This is a genomic window from Paenibacillus methanolicus (assembly GCF_008124765.1).
Lineage (GTDB): Bacteria > Bacillota > Bacilli > Paenibacillales > Paenibacillaceae > Paenibacillus_Z > Paenibacillus_Z methanolicus.
The window spans coordinates 267272-284354 of sequence record NZ_VNHS01000009.1 but is presented as its reverse complement, the minus strand read 5'-3'; the positions used below and the strand labels follow the sequence as shown (position 1 = coordinate 284354).

At 60.2% G+C, this 17083-nt stretch carries 13 protein-coding genes; 1 reads left to right on the top strand and 12 read right to left on the bottom strand.

From position 1 onward, the window contains the following. Positions 1 to 35: 35 nt before the first annotated feature. The 12 genes from BCM02_RS23625 to BCM02_RS23570 form a co-directional block, all read right to left on the bottom strand. A complete protein-coding gene (locus tag BCM02_RS23625; RefSeq protein WP_148931585.1) occupies positions 36 to 782 on the bottom strand; it encodes an S-layer homology domain-containing protein in 747 nt (248 codons plus the stop codon). Position 783: 1 nt separating this feature from the next. Continuing rightward, positions 784 to 1221 carry a VOC family protein gene (locus tag BCM02_RS23620; protein ID WP_148931584.1) on the bottom strand — a complete coding sequence of 146 codons (438 nt, stop codon included), beginning with the start codon at positions 1219 to 1221 and terminating at the stop codon, positions 784 to 786. Positions 1222 to 1377: 156 nt separating this feature from the next. Then, positions 1378 to 4707, bottom strand: coding sequence for a galactose-binding domain-containing protein (locus tag BCM02_RS23615; RefSeq protein ID WP_148931583.1), 3330 nt, complete (start codon positions 4705 to 4707; stop codon positions 1378 to 1380). 385 nt (positions 4708 to 5092) lie between these two features. Further along, the gene (locus BCM02_RS23610) at positions 5093 to 5929 is read right to left on the bottom strand and encodes an alpha/beta hydrolase (protein ID WP_148931582.1); all 837 of its coding nucleotides are present in this window, start codon (positions 5927 to 5929) and stop codon (positions 5093 to 5095) included. A gap of 151 nt (positions 5930 to 6080) precedes the next feature. Beyond that, entirely contained in the window at positions 6081 to 7037 is a 957-nt protein-coding gene (locus BCM02_RS23605) for a nucleoside hydrolase (RefSeq protein WP_148931581.1), read from the bottom strand. A gap of 32 nt (positions 7038 to 7069) precedes the next feature. Next, entirely contained in the window at positions 7070 to 8017 is a 948-nt protein-coding gene (locus BCM02_RS23600; protein WP_187434377.1) for a nucleoside hydrolase, read from the bottom strand. Positions 8018 to 8235: 218 nt separating this feature from the next. After that, the gene (locus tag BCM02_RS23595; protein ID WP_148931579.1) at positions 8236 to 9180 is read right to left on the bottom strand and encodes an ABC transporter permease; all 945 of its coding nucleotides are present in this window, start codon (positions 9178 to 9180) and stop codon (positions 8236 to 8238) included. Continuing rightward, on the bottom strand, positions 9180 to 10235 hold the full coding sequence (locus BCM02_RS23590; protein WP_148931578.1) for an ABC transporter permease: 1056 nt from the start codon (positions 10233 to 10235) through the stop codon (positions 9180 to 9182). Before BCM02_RS23590 ends, BCM02_RS23595 begins: the two co-directional genes overlap by 1 nt. Further along, positions 10232 to 11794, bottom strand: coding sequence for an ABC transporter ATP-binding protein (locus BCM02_RS23585; RefSeq protein WP_148931577.1), 1563 nt, complete (start codon positions 11792 to 11794; stop codon positions 10232 to 10234). The genes BCM02_RS23590 and BCM02_RS23585 overlap by 4 nt, the downstream gene beginning before the upstream one ends. Positions 11795 to 11807: 13 nt before the next feature. After that, the gene (locus BCM02_RS23580; protein ID WP_148931576.1) at positions 11808 to 12878 is read right to left on the bottom strand and encodes a BMP family lipoprotein; all 1071 of its coding nucleotides are present in this window, start codon (positions 12876 to 12878) and stop codon (positions 11808 to 11810) included. A gap of 24 nt (positions 12879 to 12902) precedes the next feature. After that, positions 12903 to 13835: a ribokinase gene (rbsK, locus tag BCM02_RS23575; RefSeq protein WP_148931575.1), complete on the bottom strand. Its 933-nt coding sequence runs from the start codon at positions 13833 to 13835 to the stop codon at positions 12903 to 12905. A 17-nt stretch (positions 13836 to 13852) separates the two neighbouring features. Further along, positions 13853 to 14950, bottom strand: a complete 1098-nt coding sequence (locus tag BCM02_RS23570) for a BMP family lipoprotein (protein ID WP_187434376.1) — start codon at positions 14948 to 14950, stop codon at positions 13853 to 13855. A 383-nt stretch (positions 14951 to 15333) separates the two neighbouring features. On the opposite strand from BCM02_RS23570, the gene BCM02_RS23565 reads away from it, so the two are divergent. Then, positions 15334 to 17079, top strand: coding sequence for a cache domain-containing sensor histidine kinase (locus BCM02_RS23565; RefSeq protein ID WP_148931573.1), 1746 nt, complete (start codon positions 15334 to 15336; stop codon positions 17077 to 17079). Positions 17080 to 17083 lie beyond the last annotated feature (4 nt).

Below are 17083 nucleotides of genomic sequence, written 5' to 3'. Positions count from 1 at the left end.
ACGCCCAATGTAAGCGACGCTCCGCTATGCTCGCCTTATGAAACAGGCAATGGCATAGTCTGATATTCTATAAAGATCGCATCGACCAGCATGCCCCGAGTAACAGGAACCGTATAATCTTCCCGTGGATCAATAAGGCCTGCATCTACGGCTATTGCGACATACGCGCGTGCCCAATCGGAGACGATGGCATCGGCAATCGTAGTTTGGCTCGTTTCAAGCTTCAACGTACGCGTCAAGACGGCGGATAGCTCTTCGACGGTGACCAGACCATTGGGGTCGAAGCGATTATAGCCTTTACCATTCATTATTTTGTAGTGAACCATATTACTAACGGCCGAGGTCTTGGCCACCCAATGTCCTTCCAGATCAGCAAACCCCGATTGTTTATCTTCGCTGGTGTCCAGCTTCATCAGACGCGTCAGGACGACGGCCAGTTCGGCTCTCGTAATTGTTCGTTCCAAGTCGACCTCGCCGTCCGAGCCTCCCTGAAAAATCCCAGCCTGCTTGAACTCCTTATACTTTTCCAGGACGGACAGTTCAGCGCTAGCGGCAAGACCCGCGGGGTAACTCGATAGGAGAATCGCTGCCGCTGCCATACCTAGCATCTTTCTAATCACTTGATTCCTCCTCTTCATGTGCATGAATGAAATGACGATGATGGAGTCAATTGTACCATATACTGGAATTATGGTGACAATCGTTCTTATTGGGAAAAGTAGAATTTTCTCGTGGTCACGTACAACAAAACAGCCGATCGTCATATCGGCTGTCCACTGCATTTTATTCAGCTGCCATCACCCGATGCAGCATCTCCAAATAATGCGCGTTGTACATAATGCCAAGCACGTTGCCGAACGGATCCGTGACGGAAGCGGTGATGAATCCTTCTCCGCGGTGCACGAGCGGTTCATACTCTTCGGCGCCCATGGCTTTCAACTTATGAAGCGTGGCTTCGATATCATCCACATGCCAGTACATGATCGCACCGCCTGGGAGCGTGGAAGCATGGGCCGGCGCGAACCGCCGATTGATCAACCCCAGCTCATGTTGATAGTCCCCAATACGAAACTCGACATAAGCTAACTTCCCGTCCGGACCGGAACGTTCAAAATAAGGCGTGATGCCGAGCAGCTCGGAGTACCAACCTTTGGCCGCCTCCATATCCTCCGCCCAATAACTAATGGTTGCGAATCCACGCAAAGTTGGTTGGGTATTCATCGTTATTATCCCCCTAAGTAAAATATTGAACTTGAGTCCATTATATGCCCATTTACTGACATCATTATGGCAGTGTATTCGATTCAAACTTCATTAGAAGTCCAAAAAGCTCACCGGAAATGGAAATTCCGGTAAGCTCTTTGAACATTTAACGCATTACCAATTGTTGCCCGACACGCGGTTCACGGTGAAATTCGGACTCTTGTTCTCGCCGTAAATCGCTTGGATGCCCGGATTGTTCACCTTCACGTTCGTGAAGCTGGCCGATCCGACCGCCGGTCCTTGCCCTTGCTCGGCGCTTGCGACAAGCTTGATGCCATAGCGGGTCGGGTTGTTAATGTTGATGTTCTCCAGGCGAACGTTCTGCATCGGCAGCGCGTTCGGGTACATCGTCTGGAACATCAGGCCGAAGTAGACCGGGTTGTTGATGTCGACGTTCTTGACCACGATATTCTTCAGCGCCCGGTCGCCGGAGTAGAACCAAATAGCCCCGAAGTTCTGATATTCGTTGATTTTGTCGTCCGCGCCGACGCTGGTCCAGAAGTCGCCGCCGGTCCGATCAAGCGTGATGCCCTCGAATACCGTATCCTGATCGCCGAAGCCCAGCGTGTTATAGCCGAAGCTATAGCTGCTGATCGTAATGCCCGGATAGGTCAGCGTGTCCGCGCCGTAAAGGTTCTGGAACAGGTTGTTCGAACCGCCATAGATCGCGAACGCGGCCGCGCGTCTGACGTTCGTCGCCGTCAGGTTCGTGTATTTGTTCCCCACGTTGTATGAACCGCCTGCATCCACGGCGCTGAACAGGGCGAACGCATCGTCGCCGTTGCCGCGGGCATAGTTGTTGTCGATGACGTTGTACGAGGAACCGTTCGTCATGTTGATGCCGTCGGCGAACGTGTTCTTAATTCGGTTGTCCTTGAACGTGTTGTACGAAGAGTTCACGCCCCAGTACAGGCATACGAAGTGCTCTGCCCAAATGTTCTGAATCGTGACGTTCTGCATGCCGTTGCCGTCGATGAATTTGCCCGGTCCGTCTGACCGGTAGACGTAGTTGCCCCAAGCGGACAAATTCTTAATGGAGGAGCCATTGGCGGTCGACGCGATGTTGAAGCCGATGTCCGTATTGGTCTGGCTCTGCGGCGCGACCAGCTTCGTATGCCACGGACCGGCGCCGAGAATCTCGGTTGCGCGCCCGTAGACGTAGATTTTGCCGTTCATCGTCCATTCGCCCGCCGGGATGAATATGCCCTTCTTCGTGTTGTCCTGCCGGAATTCGTTGAGCGCTTGCTCGATCGATTTGCTTTCCGACACTTGCACGTATTTGGACGGATCGGGATTGGAGGCGGCAGGGGCGACGTTCTCCGTCTCGATCATGTCGACGTATATCCAAGGCACGTCGCCGGCATCCTTCTGAATCTTGATTTTCGTACCCGCCGGATACACCTGGTTCAGCAGCAGCTGGGCATCTTCATAGAGCCAGTATGCGGTCAGACCGGCACCCGGCGCATTGTCGTAGCCAAGACGTCCGAGCGTGCTCGGCGTCGCATACAGATAAGAGAATTTGGACGATACCGTGAATTTGCCGACGCTTGCGCCGTTCGCGTAGATGCTGACCGTGCCCGTCGTATTCTCCGCTACCGCGTTGCGCAGGACGAACGCGTTAGCCGGAGAAGTCAGGGTGAATTCCACGTACTCGCCATTGGCATCCAGATGGACAGCCGAGCGGCCGGAAGCTTCGCCCGCATAGTCGCCGGGCTTGAAGTTCGGCGCCAGCTTCGTGCCGTTCGTGCCGTTGCCTGCCGCCTCGGCTTCGAGAATCGTGAACGGCATGTTCGCGCCGCGTCCGACATACAGACTCGCGGAGCTCGCGTTGTTATCCCGCTTCGCGGTAATTTCGTTGGCGTCCGCGGATACGCTCGTCGCGATCGTGTAGCTGCCGTTCGCCGCGGTCCATGTGCCCAGGTTGACGGCGACGGATTGACCGGCAGCCAGCGCGCCGCTGTAAGAACCGTTCAACGTCTGGACGGTCGCGCCCTGCGCGTTCTTAAGGGTCAGCGTAACGGCATGCGGTCCGGCGGCGGTCGCCGTATTGCCTTGGTTCTTCACGTTCGCCGTGAACGTGACCGTATTGCCCGCGCTCGGGTTGCTTGGATTCCATGCCGGCGTCACGATGAGATCGGAGCTGGATACTTGGCCGACGACGAGCGCGGAAGCGTGACTATAGCTGTTGTTCGCCTCGTTCTGTTCGATGACCGCGTTGCTCTCGTCGACCTTCGCGCCGACCGTGTACGAAGCCGCGCTCTTCGCGCCGGCGTTCAACGATACGGTCGCGGAAGCGCCTGCCGTCAAGGCGGCTACCGGAGCCGACCCCGCCAGCGCGTTGTTCAGGTAGAAATTGACCGTAGAGGCCGGGGAATTCGCCGTGCCGTTGTTCTTCACCGTCGCTTGCAGCGTAATGCTGCTCGTCTCGATCGGCGATGCCGGCGACCAGGACATGCCGGTAATCGTCAGATCGGGGTTCGCCGCAGGCGTGCCGTAGACTTCGAACTCCGCCACCTGGCCGGCAGGCGCGCCGGAGTTGGACGTGATGTTCAGCTGCACGCGCTTCGCCGTGGCGCTCACCGGAATCGTAACCTTGTTGCCCGTCGCCGGATTGAACGTATACGACTGCGCGGCGACGAGATTGCCGAACGTCGTCGTGTTCTGATCATGGCCGAGCACTTGGATCGTCTGCGTGCGCGTGCCCCACGCCGCGTCCGGATTCAGCATGACGACGACCGAGGTCAGGCTGTGATTCGACCCCAGATCCAGCGTCAGCTGGCTCGGATTGGCGCTGCCTTCCCAGTACGTGGCCGTATTGCCGTCATTGGCGTTCGCCGCGACGAAGGACTGCGTCGTCGAAGAGGCCGTGATCGGCTTGCCCGGGGCGACATTCGTGCCCGTCGGATTCGGGTTCGGGTCCGGATTCGTCGTCCCGCCCGCGCCGTAAATTTCGAATTCGGAAATTTGACCGGCCGGCCAAGCCGTATTGGCCGTCACATTCAACCGCACATAACGGGTGCTCGCCGCCGAGAAATTGATCGTGACCGCATTGCCGTTCGCCGGATTGAACGTATAACCCGCGGAGGCGACCAGGTTCGTGAACGTCGACCCGTTCGCGCTGCCCTGCACCGCCAGCGTCTGCGTTCTTGTCTCCCAGCCGGCCGGCAGCTTCAGCACGACCTGGTCAATGCTCGCGCTCGCGCCAAGGTCGACCTGAATCCATTGCGGGAACGCGTTGTTCGCGCTCTCCCAGTACGTGCTCGCATTGCCGTCGTTGGCGCGGCCTGCCGCGTAGACGTCGGCCTGCCCGCTCGCCGTCACCGTCTTGCCCAGGGCAAGGTTCGTACCGCCCGCCGCCGATACCGGACTTTGCGGACCGACCGTCATCAACAAACTCGCGATCAAACTTACGATCATCGACATCGCGATGAACTTGCTTCGCATAATGAACCTCCTCGAAAATATTGGCTTAGCTTGTATGGCCAGCCCATGAATGATAACGCTCACAAACGTGCTCGAAGCTGAATCCGTTCTTCCGTTCCGAGTGCCGCCCGTCTCTCCCCTCTCTCGTCCTCGTATTTCCCCCGAACTTCCAGGGTACTACGATTATATAATCCGCCCTTCCGCCGCTTAAGGTGTGATTCAACGGTTAATGTGTCATATCTTATGAATCGGCATCGGAGCTGAAGCGATTGCACCGTCGGAAGCGACCAGCTTTGTTGCCGTTCAAACGCAAACAGCCGCACATCCATTGGATGTGCGGCTTGTTGGATATGAGGCACGGGAAGCGAAGGCTGCAGCCGCTTGATCGTTAGCGCGAAGCGTCAGATCAGGGCTGGAGCAGCCAGCGGTAAGCCTCGGCGAACAGCGGACTCCACGTCGATTCGTGGTGCGTGCCGTCCGCAAGGTAGTCGAACCGAATCCTGCTCTCCGGCAGCCCTGTCTCGATCAGCGTCTGGCGGGCCAACGCGACGTGCTCGAGGGCGGTCCGGTTAAAATCGGGATTGTCGGTCTCCCGTCCTCCGATGCTTAAGTAAACACGCAGCGCGGGAGAAAGCGCCGACTGCCGGATCAATTGGACGATCGCGCCGTTATCCTGCCACATCACGAACGAGATAGCGCCCACGCGGCCGAACTGCGCTGGATAACGGATGGCGGCGTAGAGCGAGATGTACGCGCCGAACGAGCTTCCGCCAATCATCGTATGCTCCGGTTCGGGGAGCGTCCGGTAGCTGCCGTCGATATACGGCTTGAGCGTCTCCGCCAGGAACGCGGCGTAAGCCTCGCCTTTCCCTCCGAAGCCATACTCGGCATTGATCGTGAAGTTGTATTCGTTGTTGCGCTCTTTGCCCCCATGATCGATCGCGACCACGATCGCCTCCATCGCGGGGTCTTCCGGCGCCAATCGCTCCAGCGTCTCGTCGACGCCCCACTCGCTTCCCCACGACGTCGCTTGATTGAACACGTTCTGACCATCGTGCATATAGAGAACGGGATAACGGCGCGTGCCTTCGCGATAGCTTCTTGGCAAGTAAATCCACACTCTGCGCGCGATCTGCAGCTGCGGAATCGGGAATGATTCGATCACCCTAACGTCGCCGGTAATGGTATGGATCGTGTCGTCGTTCAGCGCTTCTCTCCACGGCACGGCAGTATGATTCGTCATGGGCGATTCTCCTAGTAGATGATTTTACTAGAATCGTATCGCGCGGCCCGTCCGGAATCAATGCCCAATATCCGCGCCCAACGCCTTTTCAGCGGAGGAGCGCATCTATCATTACAGGTTGATGCGCGGATGGTGACGTCCCATTGATCGCCTACACGGTTCTCATCTGCGCGCCAACTCCAAGAACGCGGCTTAGAAAATGCTTCCGGAACCGCTCGGCATCGACGCCGATGCACACCTTCACGTTCGGCTCCGCGGCCGGCTTGCTTCTTAGATCTCCGACCGTCCTGGCGTAGGACAGAATCCCTTCGACGTCGACCTGGACATGCATCGGCACCGCGCTGACGAAGCTCGGATCGATGGCCACCCCGACGGCGAGCGGGTCGTGCAGCGCGCAGCCTTCGATGCCCGGATACATCTGCTGGTACGCGCCGATGTAGAATTCCGTCATGCCGGCCAGGAAATCGGCGAGCTGCGTGCCGCTATTGCGCCAAGCGCGGACTTCCGTGAGCGGCAGCAGCGTCTGCATCGTCACGTCGAGGCCGACCAAGGTGATCGGAATTCCGGACCGGAACACATACTCCGCCGCTTCCGGATCGGCGAAAATATTCGCTTCCGCATGCGGGGTGACGTTGCCGGGCACGGTGACCGCGCCGCCCATGACGATGACGTTGTCCACTAGACCGGCGAATTCCGGGTCCTGCATAATGGCCATCGCCAGATTGGTGAGCGGGCCGACGGTAACGATCCTCACCTGCTTCGGATGCTTCCGCGCCTGTTCGCGCATGAACCGGGCCGCATGGCCGCGCTCGGCTTGCCGCGTCGGTTCCGACTCGAGCACGCCTCCGAGCCCGTCTTCCCCATGCACCTCGACGGTGCTTCCTTTGGTCGGTCCGCGGAATAGCGGCTTTCCCGCGCCGGGAATGACGAGCGCTGTACTGTCCAGCTTCTCCAGCACGACGAGCGTGTTACGCGTCGCTTCCTCCACCGACACGTTCCCGAAGCATGTGGTGACGCCCAGAATATCCAGCTCCGGCGAATGAACGGCATAGGCGATCGCCAGCGAATCATCAATGCCGGTATCGACGTCCAAAATAATTTTCTTCATTGCTACTCCTCCTCTGCCCGCGAACCGCGGCGCTACGCCTGGGCTAACACCCGGATAAATTGCTCGATGAATCGCTCCGACTCGACGTCGACGCACACGTCGGTATTGGTCGCGGACGGCGCGCGCCTTCTATCGCTAAGCGTCGCCCCCGCGCTCAATTCGCCCCGCGTCTCAACGCGAATGTAGTGCGATTCCGTGCGGACAAGCGTCGGGTCCAGCGCGACGGCCACCGCGAGCGGATCGTGCAGCGGCGAGCCGTAGAAGCCGTTCTGCCGCTCGTACGCCCGGAAGTAGAACTGGAGTATCGCTTCTATGAACGCCGCCTGCGCTTCCGCGCCGTCGGCAGCTTGACGCTTCAGTTGCTCGATATGCCGCTCGAGCATGACGGTCTTCATCGTGACGTCGAGTCCGACCATCGTAATCGGCATGCCCGATTCGAACACGATATGGGCGGCATCCGGATCGCCCCATATATTCGCTTCCGCGACCGGCGTCACGTTGCCCGGCGCATCGAGCGCGCCGCCCATGAGGACGAGACGGCCTACTTTGCCCGCGATGGACGGGTCCTTCGCCAGGGCAAGCGCCAGATTCGTCAGTCTGCCGACGAACACGAGCGTCAGCTCCCGCCCGAGTTCATTGGCCTTGCGGACGATGAAATCCGCCGCGTGCTCGTCGATCGGCTTGCGCGTCGTGGCCGGCAGCTCGAAGCCGCCCAGCCCGTTCGGCCCATGGATGAATTCGGCGGTATGCGGCATGCGGCGGAAGAGCGGACGCTCCGCCCCCATCGCCACCGGCAGCTCGGCCGGCGCGTTCGCCAGGTCCAGCACCTGCAGCGTGTTCAAGGTCGCTTGGGCGAGGCTTACGTTGCCCATGCCGGTCGTAATGCCTTCGAGTTGAATGCCATCGGCTTTGACGGCGTAGAGCAATGCCAGCGCGTCGTCGATTCCGGTGTCGACGTCGAGGATGATGCGGGTTGTCATGGAGGGCACCTTCATTTCGTAGAGTGGTGGAATATAAGTAGAAACCTAAGCTCCCCATAAACTTGCTGCGCGAGAGTGATGCTCTTCCGATCGCTGTTGTTCACGGATATCTTTGAATTTAGCTGAACAAGGTAGATATCCGTTCACAAAGGCGAACGCTGCGCTTCTCCAGATGCATCACTCTCGCTCCGCTCGTTTGGGGGACAGCCAAGTTCAACTTATATAGTGTGGGTAGCAGGAACAGCAGCACCTTTGCGCTTTCTCGCTTCGAACACCACGAGCGAGCCGATGGTGACGAGATACGGAATCATCTGCACGAATTGGCTCGGGATGGCCGTGCCTTCGGTCGTCTGCACGATCGTAGTGATGGCGCTTGCCAGGCCGAAGATGAGCGAGCCGATCAGGATGCCGACCGGGTTGCGTTTGCCCAGCAGCACGACCGCGAGCGCGAGGAAGCCCGTTCCTGCGGTCATGTCTTTGACGAACATGCTCGTCATGCCCATGGACAGGTAGGCGCCGGCCAGGCCCGCGAACGCCCCGCTCCATGCGAGCGCCGAGTAGCGAATCCGGTTCACCGGGATGCCGAGCGACTTCGCCGCGGACGGCGCTTCGCCGACCGCCCGCAGATGGACGCCGTACGGCGTGCGGTAGATGAGGGCGACGCAGAACAGCACGGCCAGCAAGGCGATCCAGATCATGAGGCTGTGGCCGCTCAGCAGTTTGCCGAGCACCGGAATGTCTTGTAAGAATGGCAGGTTCACGGTCGGGATCGGCGTTCGTTGGTCCGGCGTATAGTTCCCGGTGACGTGGAAGATTTTGCTCATTAAGAAGATCGTAATGCCCGATCCGAATATATTGACCGCGAAGCCCGCGATGATGATGTCGACGCCCAGCTTAATGGAGAAGAATCCCATGCCGAGGCAGGTCAGCACGGCGGCGGTCATCCCCGCCGCTACGCCGACGAGCCAATGGCCCGATGCCGAACCGACGGCGATGGACGTGAAGGCGGAGATGAGCATCAAGCCTTCCAAGCCGATGTTGAGCACGCCCCCGATATCGGAGATCAGTCCGCCCAGCGCGGCGAGCAGAATCGGCGTCATATAGCGCAGCAGCACGACGACGAGCGTCATATCCACCAGCTGCGACCAGATGCTTTGCCACATTAGACGACACCGCCTTTCTTGCGCATGTTGTGCTTCATGAAGTTGAAGATGCCTTGCGCGGACACGAGCAGCACGAGCATGACTTGGATGATGACCGCGACTTCGCGGGGCATGTCGCTGCCCGCCTGCATCGTCTGCGCGCCGACCTGAATGTACGCGTAGAAGAAGGACGCGACGACGATGCCGATCGGATGGTTGCGCGCCAGCAGCGCGATGATGATGCCGTCGAAGCCGAGTCCGGCCGAGAAGTTCTCCTTGAACGTGCCGTGGATGCCCAGAATCTCGACGATGCCGGCAAGGCCCGCGAGCGCGCCGCTGATCATGATGCTGGTCAGGAGGACGCGGTTCTTCGAAATCCCGCCGTAGGTCGCGAATTTGCCGTTCTTGCCGACGAGCCGCAGCTCGTAGCCGACGGGGCTCTTATAGAGCAGCAAGTAGACGATGACGACGGCCGCAAGCGCGATGACGATGCCGCCATGGGCGGAGAAGCCCGGGATCAATTTGCTCAGCAGCACTTCCGGCGACAGATAGGCCATGCGGGCCGCGCCGCCGCTAGTCGGATCTTTGAAGACGTTGTTGACGAAATAAGAAGTCGTTAGAATGGCTACGAAATTCAGCATCAGCGTCGTCACGATTTCGTTGGCGTTCGCGTACGTCTTGAGCAGTCCCGCGATCGCCGCGTATAGAGCCCCCGCCGCCATGGCGCATCCGATAATGACGACGAAATGAAGCCAGAACGGAAGCGCGTCGAAATAAATGCCCGCGATCGCGCCGGCGAAGCCGCCCATATACAGCTGGCCTTCCGCCCCCATGCTGAATACCCCGGCCTGGAAAACGACCGCCAGCGCCAAGCCCGTCAGCATGAGCGGCACGGCCTTGTTGATCACGGTTCCGATATTGAACGGGTTCGTAACCGGATCGATGATCAGCGAAGACAGCGCCGTCAGCGGCTCGCTGCTCGTGGCCAGAATGACGGCGAAGCCGCACGCCAGCGCGAGGAGAACCGCGATCGCGATGCCCGATAGCTCCAAATAGATGTCCTTGACCGATTTCATATCGCCTCTTGCTCCTTACGTTCTGGATGTTCTGTCTTGGTGCCCAGCCCCAGCATGTAGCGGCCGATCTCTTCCTCCGTCAGCGCCTCCGTGTTGTCCAGCACGGCGACGATCTCTCCTTCGTACATGACGGCGATCCGGTCGCTGAGCGCCATCACCTCGGACAGCTCCGCGGAGACGACCATGACGGCCGCGCCCCCGTCGCGTCGCTTAATAATTTCGCTATGGATGAATTCGATCGCCCCGATATCGACGCCGCGCGTCGGCTGCGAGACGATGAGCAGCTTCGGGTTCTTGGACAGCTCCCGCGCGATGACGACTTTCTGCAAATTCCCGCCGGAGAGCGATCCCGCCGCCACCTGCTCGTGCGCGGCGCGCACGTCGAAGATTTGCATCATCGTCCGCGCGAATTCCTTGATTTTGCGCGCGTTCAGGAACGGCCCGCGCCGGAACGCCGGATTGCGGTAATGGTCGAGGATGAGGTTCTCCGCGATCGTCGAGGTCAAGCTCGCCCCGGCCGTCTGGCGATCCTCCGGCACATGGCCGACCTTCATCGCGCGGATCCGGCCGGCGCTGCGGCCCGCGAGCTCCTCGCCCAAGTAACGGATCTGACCGCCCGTCGATCGCCGAAGCCCCGTAATCGTCTCGACCAATTCCGTCTGGCCGTTGCCTTCCACGCCAGCGATTCCGAGCACTTCGCCGGCGCGAATCTCCAGCGAGACGCCGCGCAGCGCGGGCGCGCCTTTGTCGTCGGCCGCCTGGAGATCCTTCACGGACAGCACGGCGTCCTTCGGCTCCGCCGGCCGCTTGTTCACCCGGAACAGCACTTCCCGGCCGACCATGAGGCGCGAGATTTCCTCGGGATTGGTCGCCTTGGTCATGAGCGTCGTGATCGTCTTGCCCGCCTTCAGCACGGTCACCCGGTCGGAGATTTCCATCACCTCGCGCAGCTTGTGCGTAATGAATATGATCGTGTAGCCTTCCGCGACCAGCGCTTTGATCGAATCGAACAGCTCGTCCGTCTCCTGCGGCGTCAGCACCGCCGTCGGCTCGTCCAGAATGATGATGCGCGCGCCGCGGTAGAGCACTTTCAAGATTTCCACCCGCTGCTTCTGCCCGACCGGGATCGTCTCGACCTTCGCCTGCGGCTCCACCTTCAATCCGTAGGTGGCCATCAATTGCGCGATCTGCTTCTCCTCCGTCCCCCGGTCCCGGAACAGCGAGAGCGGGCCTTGCTTCGGCTCTTCGCCCAAGACGATGTTCTCGGAGACGGTCAAGGAAGGGACGAGCATGAAATGCTGGTGCACCATGCCGAGTCCGTACTTGATCGCGTCGCGCGGCCCGCTCAGCGCGATCGGCTCGCCTTTATATAAGATCGTGCCGCTTGTCGGCATCTCGAGGCCGAACAGCATTTTCATCAGCGTCGACTTGCCCGCGCCGTTCTCCCCGACGAGGGCATGGATCTCGCCCTCGTAAATTTGCAGGTCGACGCCGCGGCTCGCCGCCGTTCCGTTCGGGTACACTTTGTGGATATTTTTCATTTCCAGCAAGACTGACATGGCTAGTCCCCCGTTAGTTCAGGATGGAATCGATCTTAATTTCGCCGCTGACCACTTTTGCCTCGATCTCGGCCATTTTGTCGCGGATCGCCTGCGGCACATGGCTCGCGTACAGGTCGTCCTTGGCCAAGCCGACGCCGCCTTCTTGAATGCCGAGCACTTCGTTCTTGCCGAATTCGAGCTTGCCCTGCTGGAACAGCTCCAGCGCCCGGAAGACGGAGGCATCGATGTTCTTCATCATCGAGGTGAGCACGCTGCCCGGATAGAGGCCGTTCTGGTTCGCGTCGACCCCGATCGTATATTTGCCGGTTTCGTTGCCTGCTTCCAGCGAGCCGAGACCCGCGCCGCCGGCGACTTGATAGACGATGTCCGCTTTCTGCCCGTTGATCTGCGCCAAGGCGAGCTCTTTGCCTTTGGGAGCGTTTGCAAAATCGCCGATATACGAGGAGACGACCTTCACGTCGGGAGTTACGTATTTCGCGCCTTGCTCGTAACCGGACTTGAAATCGTTAATGATCGGAATGTCCATCCCGCCGATGAAGCCGATCGTCTTGTCCGGATTGGCCGCCGGAAGTTCCTTGCTCTCCGTCACCAGCGCCGCGAAAGCGCCCGCCAGGAACGAACCCTCGCTCTGGGCATACAGCATCGAGTACACGTTCGGAATATCGCCGAGGTTATCGTCGAAGTAGATGAACTTCTCGTCCGGGTATCGCGGCGCCAGCTCCTTGACGATATCCGTCATGTTGCTCGTGCCGACGACGACGACGTCATACTGGTTGCCGGCGACGAGCGATTCCAGTCCGGCCGCCCAGTCGGCTTGGTTCGTGCCGCCCTCGACCGTCTTCACGTCCATGCCGAGCTCCTTGGCGGCCCGATCCATCCCGCGCTGGGCCGAATCGAAGAAACCCTTGTCGCCGAGCGCGCCGTCCACGTAGAACACCGCTTTTACTTTCTTGCCATTGGCATCGGCATCCGCCGCTCCGGACGCCGGCTCGGACGAATTGCTATTGCCGCACGCGGACAAGGCCAGCATTAGAATCGAAAGGGCGAGTCCCCCGGCGAGTTTACGTTTGTTCTTGTTCATGGATCATTCCTCTTTCTGTTTGGTTTAGTCGCCCTGTCGAGCGGATTGCATAAACTGCTCGGTCTCCTGCCGGTCCGGCATCGAAGACTGCGCGCCTCTTCGCGTCACCGTGATCGCGCCGACCGCGTTGGCGAAGCCGGCGGCCTCTCTCAACGACTGGCCCGATACGAGCGCCGCGGCCAACGCCCCGGCGAACGCATCGCCGGCGGCCGTCGTATCGACCGCTTCGACCTCGTAATTGCTTACCGTGAACGCCTCGTCACGGCCAACCACCGCGACGCCCTTGCTCCCGAGCTTGGCGAATACCGTCGCCACGCCTTGTCCCATCAGCCGCTCGGCCGCGACCACGGCGGTCGACGCATTCGAGACGGCGACGCCGGTCAGCTCTTCGATCTCGCTCTGGTTCGGCACGATATAATCGACGAGCCGCAGCAGTTCTCTGGGCAGCTCGCGCGCCGGCGCCGGGTCCAGCAGGACCGGTACGTGATGCCGCTTGGCGATGATCGCCGCTTCGACGACAGTCTCGAGCGGAACCTCTAGTTGGAGCATGAGCAGCTTGGCCCCGCCGATGACCGATTCGCAATACCGCACATCCTCGGGACGAAGCGCCTGATTCGCGCCTTGGGCAACCACGATGCTGTTGTCGCCTTCCGGATCGACCGCGATCGCCGCGACGCCGGTCGCCGCCTCCGCCACATGCCCGATGTTCGATACGTCCACGCCGGCCGCCTCCAGATGCGCCAGCAATTGGCCGCCGAACAAGTCGTCTCCTACCTTGCCGATCATGGCGACGTTGGCGCCAAGGCGCCGCGCGGCGTACGCCTGGTTCGCGCCCTTGCCGCCGGGATTGAGGAAGAAACCCGACCCGAGCACCGTCTCTCCCTTCGCCGGCCGGCGCTCCACGCCCATGACCATGTCCATATTCAAGCTGCCTACGACTACAATGTCCGCACTCACTTCGCCGAACTCTCCCCTCATGTCGCCTCGTTCTTTAACGATGACCGCACCCGAATTTCGCCGCTGGCGATTTTCGCTTCGATCTCCTTCATCTTCGCTTTGATCGCTTCCGGCACGTGTTTCTCGTACAACTCGTCCCGCGCGATGCCGACGCCGCCCTCCCTAACGCCGAGCTCTTCCGTCTTGCCGAACGGCAGCCGTCCGCCGCGATATTCGCTCAGCGCCCGGAAGACGGACTCGTCCACGTTCTTCAGGATGGAGGCGAGCACGCTGCCCGGATAATAGCCGTTCTGATTGCTGTCCACGCCGATCGAGTACCGCCGCTGCTCGTCGCCTTCCTTCAGCATCCCTAAGCCCGCGCCGCCCGCCGCGTTGTAAATAATGTCGACCTTGCCGCTCTCGTACTGCTCGCGGGCCAGCGCTTCGGCCTTAGCTTGATTCGTGAAATCCCCCACGTAAGCGGATACCACGCGCACCTGAGGATCGATATACGCCGCGCCCTGCTCGTAGCCGGACTGAAAATCATGGATGATCGCCGCGTCGATGCCGCCGATGAAGCCGATCGCCTTCTCCGGATTGGCGTTCTTCAGCGACTCGTCCGTCGTGGCCATCGCGGCGAACGCGCCGGCCAGGAAGGAACCCTCGCTCTGCGAGTACACCATCGCGTACACGTTCGGCAGTCCTTCGATCTTGTCGTCGTAGAACACGAATTGCTGCTTCGGATATTGAAGCGCCAGCTTCTCGAACACGTCCCGGATCGTGGACGTTCCGACGACGATCACCTCGTAGGCGTTCGACGCGATGAGTTCCGCGAGCCGCGGCTCCCATGCGTCTGGATCGGTCCCGCCCTCCACGGTCTCCGTCTTGAAGCCGTAGACGTACGACGCCTTCCGGAGTCCGCGTTCGGCCGAATCGTAGAAGCCTTTGTCGCCGAGATTGCCGTTGACGAAGTGCAGCACCTTGCCCGTTAGCCGTCCCGTCCCCGGCGCATCCGGCGACGCGTTGGCCGCCTTCTTCTCTTCCGTGATCCCTTGCGCATCGTTCGCGCCGGAACAACCTACCGTTGCGCACAATGCCAATACCGCGAGCGCCATGCCCAGCCGTTGTCCTCGCATCGTGGTTTCGCCGCCCCCCCTCGCCGCTGCATGATGTCGAATCGCCATGTCCTCCGCCAGCGCCGGACGCCGGCGGTCTGTCGGCCATTCGCCGCATTTGCCACACCTTGCCTTGCGTTATTGTTTGCTCTCCGGCTCTTCCTAACCCCCAGGCTGGAAAATGGATCCACGGTCGCCTTCGCCCGCTCTCGCTTTTTGCCGAATCACGTCGTGGAAGCGATTACAGAACTCAATGTACCATGACTTATGCGGGGGGCAACAGGAGACAGATCGTCGAACCAGGGTGGATAAATCGTGGATTCATTTTGGCGCTTGCTTCGGGGGAGCCCGATTTGATAAGGTAGGCTACATAACATTCCACGCGAGTTCGGAGGTAGGCGGGCATGCGCCCTTTCATACGGCAATCGATCTTCTCCAAGCTGCTCGTCTCCTTCCTGCTGCTCTCGATCATTCCGCTGATGCTCGCCGGCTGGTTCGTCCTCACGAACTCCGAGAGCACGCTCGACGAGAAGCTGAACCGGGAAACGACGAACGTGCTGGACCAGAAATTGAAGACGCTTTCATTCTTTATCGCCGACGTCGGCCGGATGGGCGACGCGATCGCGGCCGATCCGAACGTCACCTCCTATCTAGGTGCTGCGACCGCCGCGCAGGGACAGGCGTTCCTGCCCGAGATCGACCGGATGCTCGCCGCGGCGAAGGCGATCCGCCCTGAGAACGTCGGCATGACGCTGATCGGCGACAACGGCCTCGTACATGCATATGGCTACGCGCCTCGCCTGCAAGGAGCTGCTTCGGCAGACTTCGCTTGGCTGCCACCGGCTGACCAACTCGCCCAGCCTTACATGATCTCGATGGCGCACGAGCGTACCTACAGCCAAGCCGAACCGGACGAGCTCGTCTTCTCCTATTTGGAGCGCATCGGCGGGCAGACGGGCGGCACGAGCGCGGGCGCCGCGGGGACGCTCGTCATCGACTTCAAGCTTGAGGTACTGCGCGACTTGCTGAAGAACATTTTCCTGCTCGGCGATATTTATAACGACTATGCCTCGGGCGTCATCGTGACCGATCAGGCGGGTCAAATGCTGTACCCTTACGCCGCAGGCTCCTTCGCCCCGGAGGATTTCGAGCGCATGCGCGAGCACTATTTTCTCATTCAGCGTTACGACGGGACGACCGACTGGCATTTCACCGCCTATTTTCTGAAAAGCGAGCTGTACAAGCCGATCTACAAGGTGCGCCAAGCGGCGTTCACGATCGCCCTGATCAGCGTCGCCTTCTGCCTGCTCGCCTCGCTCCTGCTGTCCAATGTGATCGCCAAGCCGATCACCGCCCTTCGGCGCATGATGCGCCAGGTCGGACGGGGCGACTTCGACGTGCGCTATCAGGGCAAGTCCAGCGACGAGATCGGCGCCTTGGGCCACGGCTTCAACACGATGGTCGGGCGAATTCAGGATTTGATGGGCCAGGTGTACGACGAGCAGGAGCAGAAGCGCCGCGCCGAGATTACGGCCATGCAGTCGCAGATCAATCCGCATTTTCTGTACAACACGCTGGAATCGATCAACTCGCTCGCCCGCAAAAGCAAGCAGACCGAAATCAGCCGGATGATCGTGCTGCTCGGCAGGCTGCTGCGGATGAGCATCGGCAGCTTCGACGACATGATCCCGCTGGACAAGGAGATTGCCTACCTTCGCAATTACTTGGAGATCCATGCGCTTCGGATGAAGGAAGGCTTCCGGTACGACATTCGGCTCGCGGACGGCATGGAGCGGCTGTACACGATCAAATGGATCCTGCAGCCGGTCATCGAGAACGCCGTCATCCACGGGCTCGGTGCCGAGCAGCGCGGCGGCGCGATCGACATTCGCGGCTGGTGCGAGGGCGAGGACGTCTACATCCGCGTGACCGATCAAGGCGCGGGCATGGCCGAGGACGCGGCGATGAAGCTGAGCGACGATCTCGAGCACCGGGCGCTCGAGCTGACCAAGCATCATGGCAAAGTCGGCCTGTTCAACGTGCAGTCGCGCATCCGATTGCATTTCGGCGCGCCGTACGGCATTCGGATCGAGCCGGCCGCGGAAGGCTTCAGCGTGCTGTTCAGACTACCGAGAAGGGAGCGACCGTAACCGC

What these genes read in the sequence shown, in the direction of transcription:
- BCM02_RS23625 (WP_148931585.1), bottom strand. Translation starts at nt 782, where the DNA reads ATGCAGTGGACAGCCGATATGACGATCGGCTGTTTTGTTGTACGTGAC.
- BCM02_RS23620 (WP_148931584.1), bottom strand. Translation starts at nt 1,221, where the DNA reads ATGAATACCCAACCAACTTTGCGTGGATTCGCAACCATTAGTTATTGG.
- BCM02_RS23615 (WP_148931583.1), bottom strand. Translation starts at nt 4,707, where the DNA reads ATGCGAAGCAAGTTCATCGCGATGTCGATGATCGTAAGTTTGATCGCG.
- BCM02_RS23610 (WP_148931582.1), bottom strand. Translation starts at nt 5,929, where the DNA reads ATGACGAATCATACTGCCGTGCCGTGGAGAGAAGCGCTGAACGACGAC.
- BCM02_RS23605 (WP_148931581.1), bottom strand. Translation starts at nt 7,037, where the DNA reads ATGAAGAAAATTATTTTGGACGTCGATACCGGCATTGATGATTCGCTG.
- BCM02_RS23600 (WP_187434377.1), bottom strand. Translation starts at nt 8,017, where the DNA reads ATGACAACCCGCATCATCCTCGACGTCGACACCGGAATCGACGACGCG.
- BCM02_RS23595 (WP_148931579.1), bottom strand. Translation starts at nt 9,180, where the DNA reads ATGTGGCAAAGCATCTGGTCGCAGCTGGTGGATATGACGCTCGTCGTC.
- BCM02_RS23590 (WP_148931578.1), bottom strand. Translation starts at nt 10,235, where the DNA reads ATGAAATCGGTCAAGGACATCTATTTGGAGCTATCGGGCATCGCGATC.
- BCM02_RS23585 (WP_148931577.1), bottom strand. Translation starts at nt 11,794, where the DNA reads ATGTCAGTCTTGCTGGAAATGAAAAATATCCACAAAGTGTACCCGAAC.
- BCM02_RS23580 (WP_148931576.1), bottom strand. Translation starts at nt 12,878, where the DNA reads ATGAACAAGAACAAACGTAAACTCGCCGGGGGACTCGCCCTTTCGATT.
- BCM02_RS23570 (WP_187434376.1), bottom strand. Translation starts at nt 14,950, where the DNA reads ATGCGAGGACAACGGCTGGGCATGGCGCTCGCGGTATTGGCATTGTGC.
- BCM02_RS23565 (WP_148931573.1), top strand. Translation starts at nt 15,334, where the DNA reads ATGCGCCCTTTCATACGGCAATCGATCTTCTCCAAGCTGCTCGTCTCC.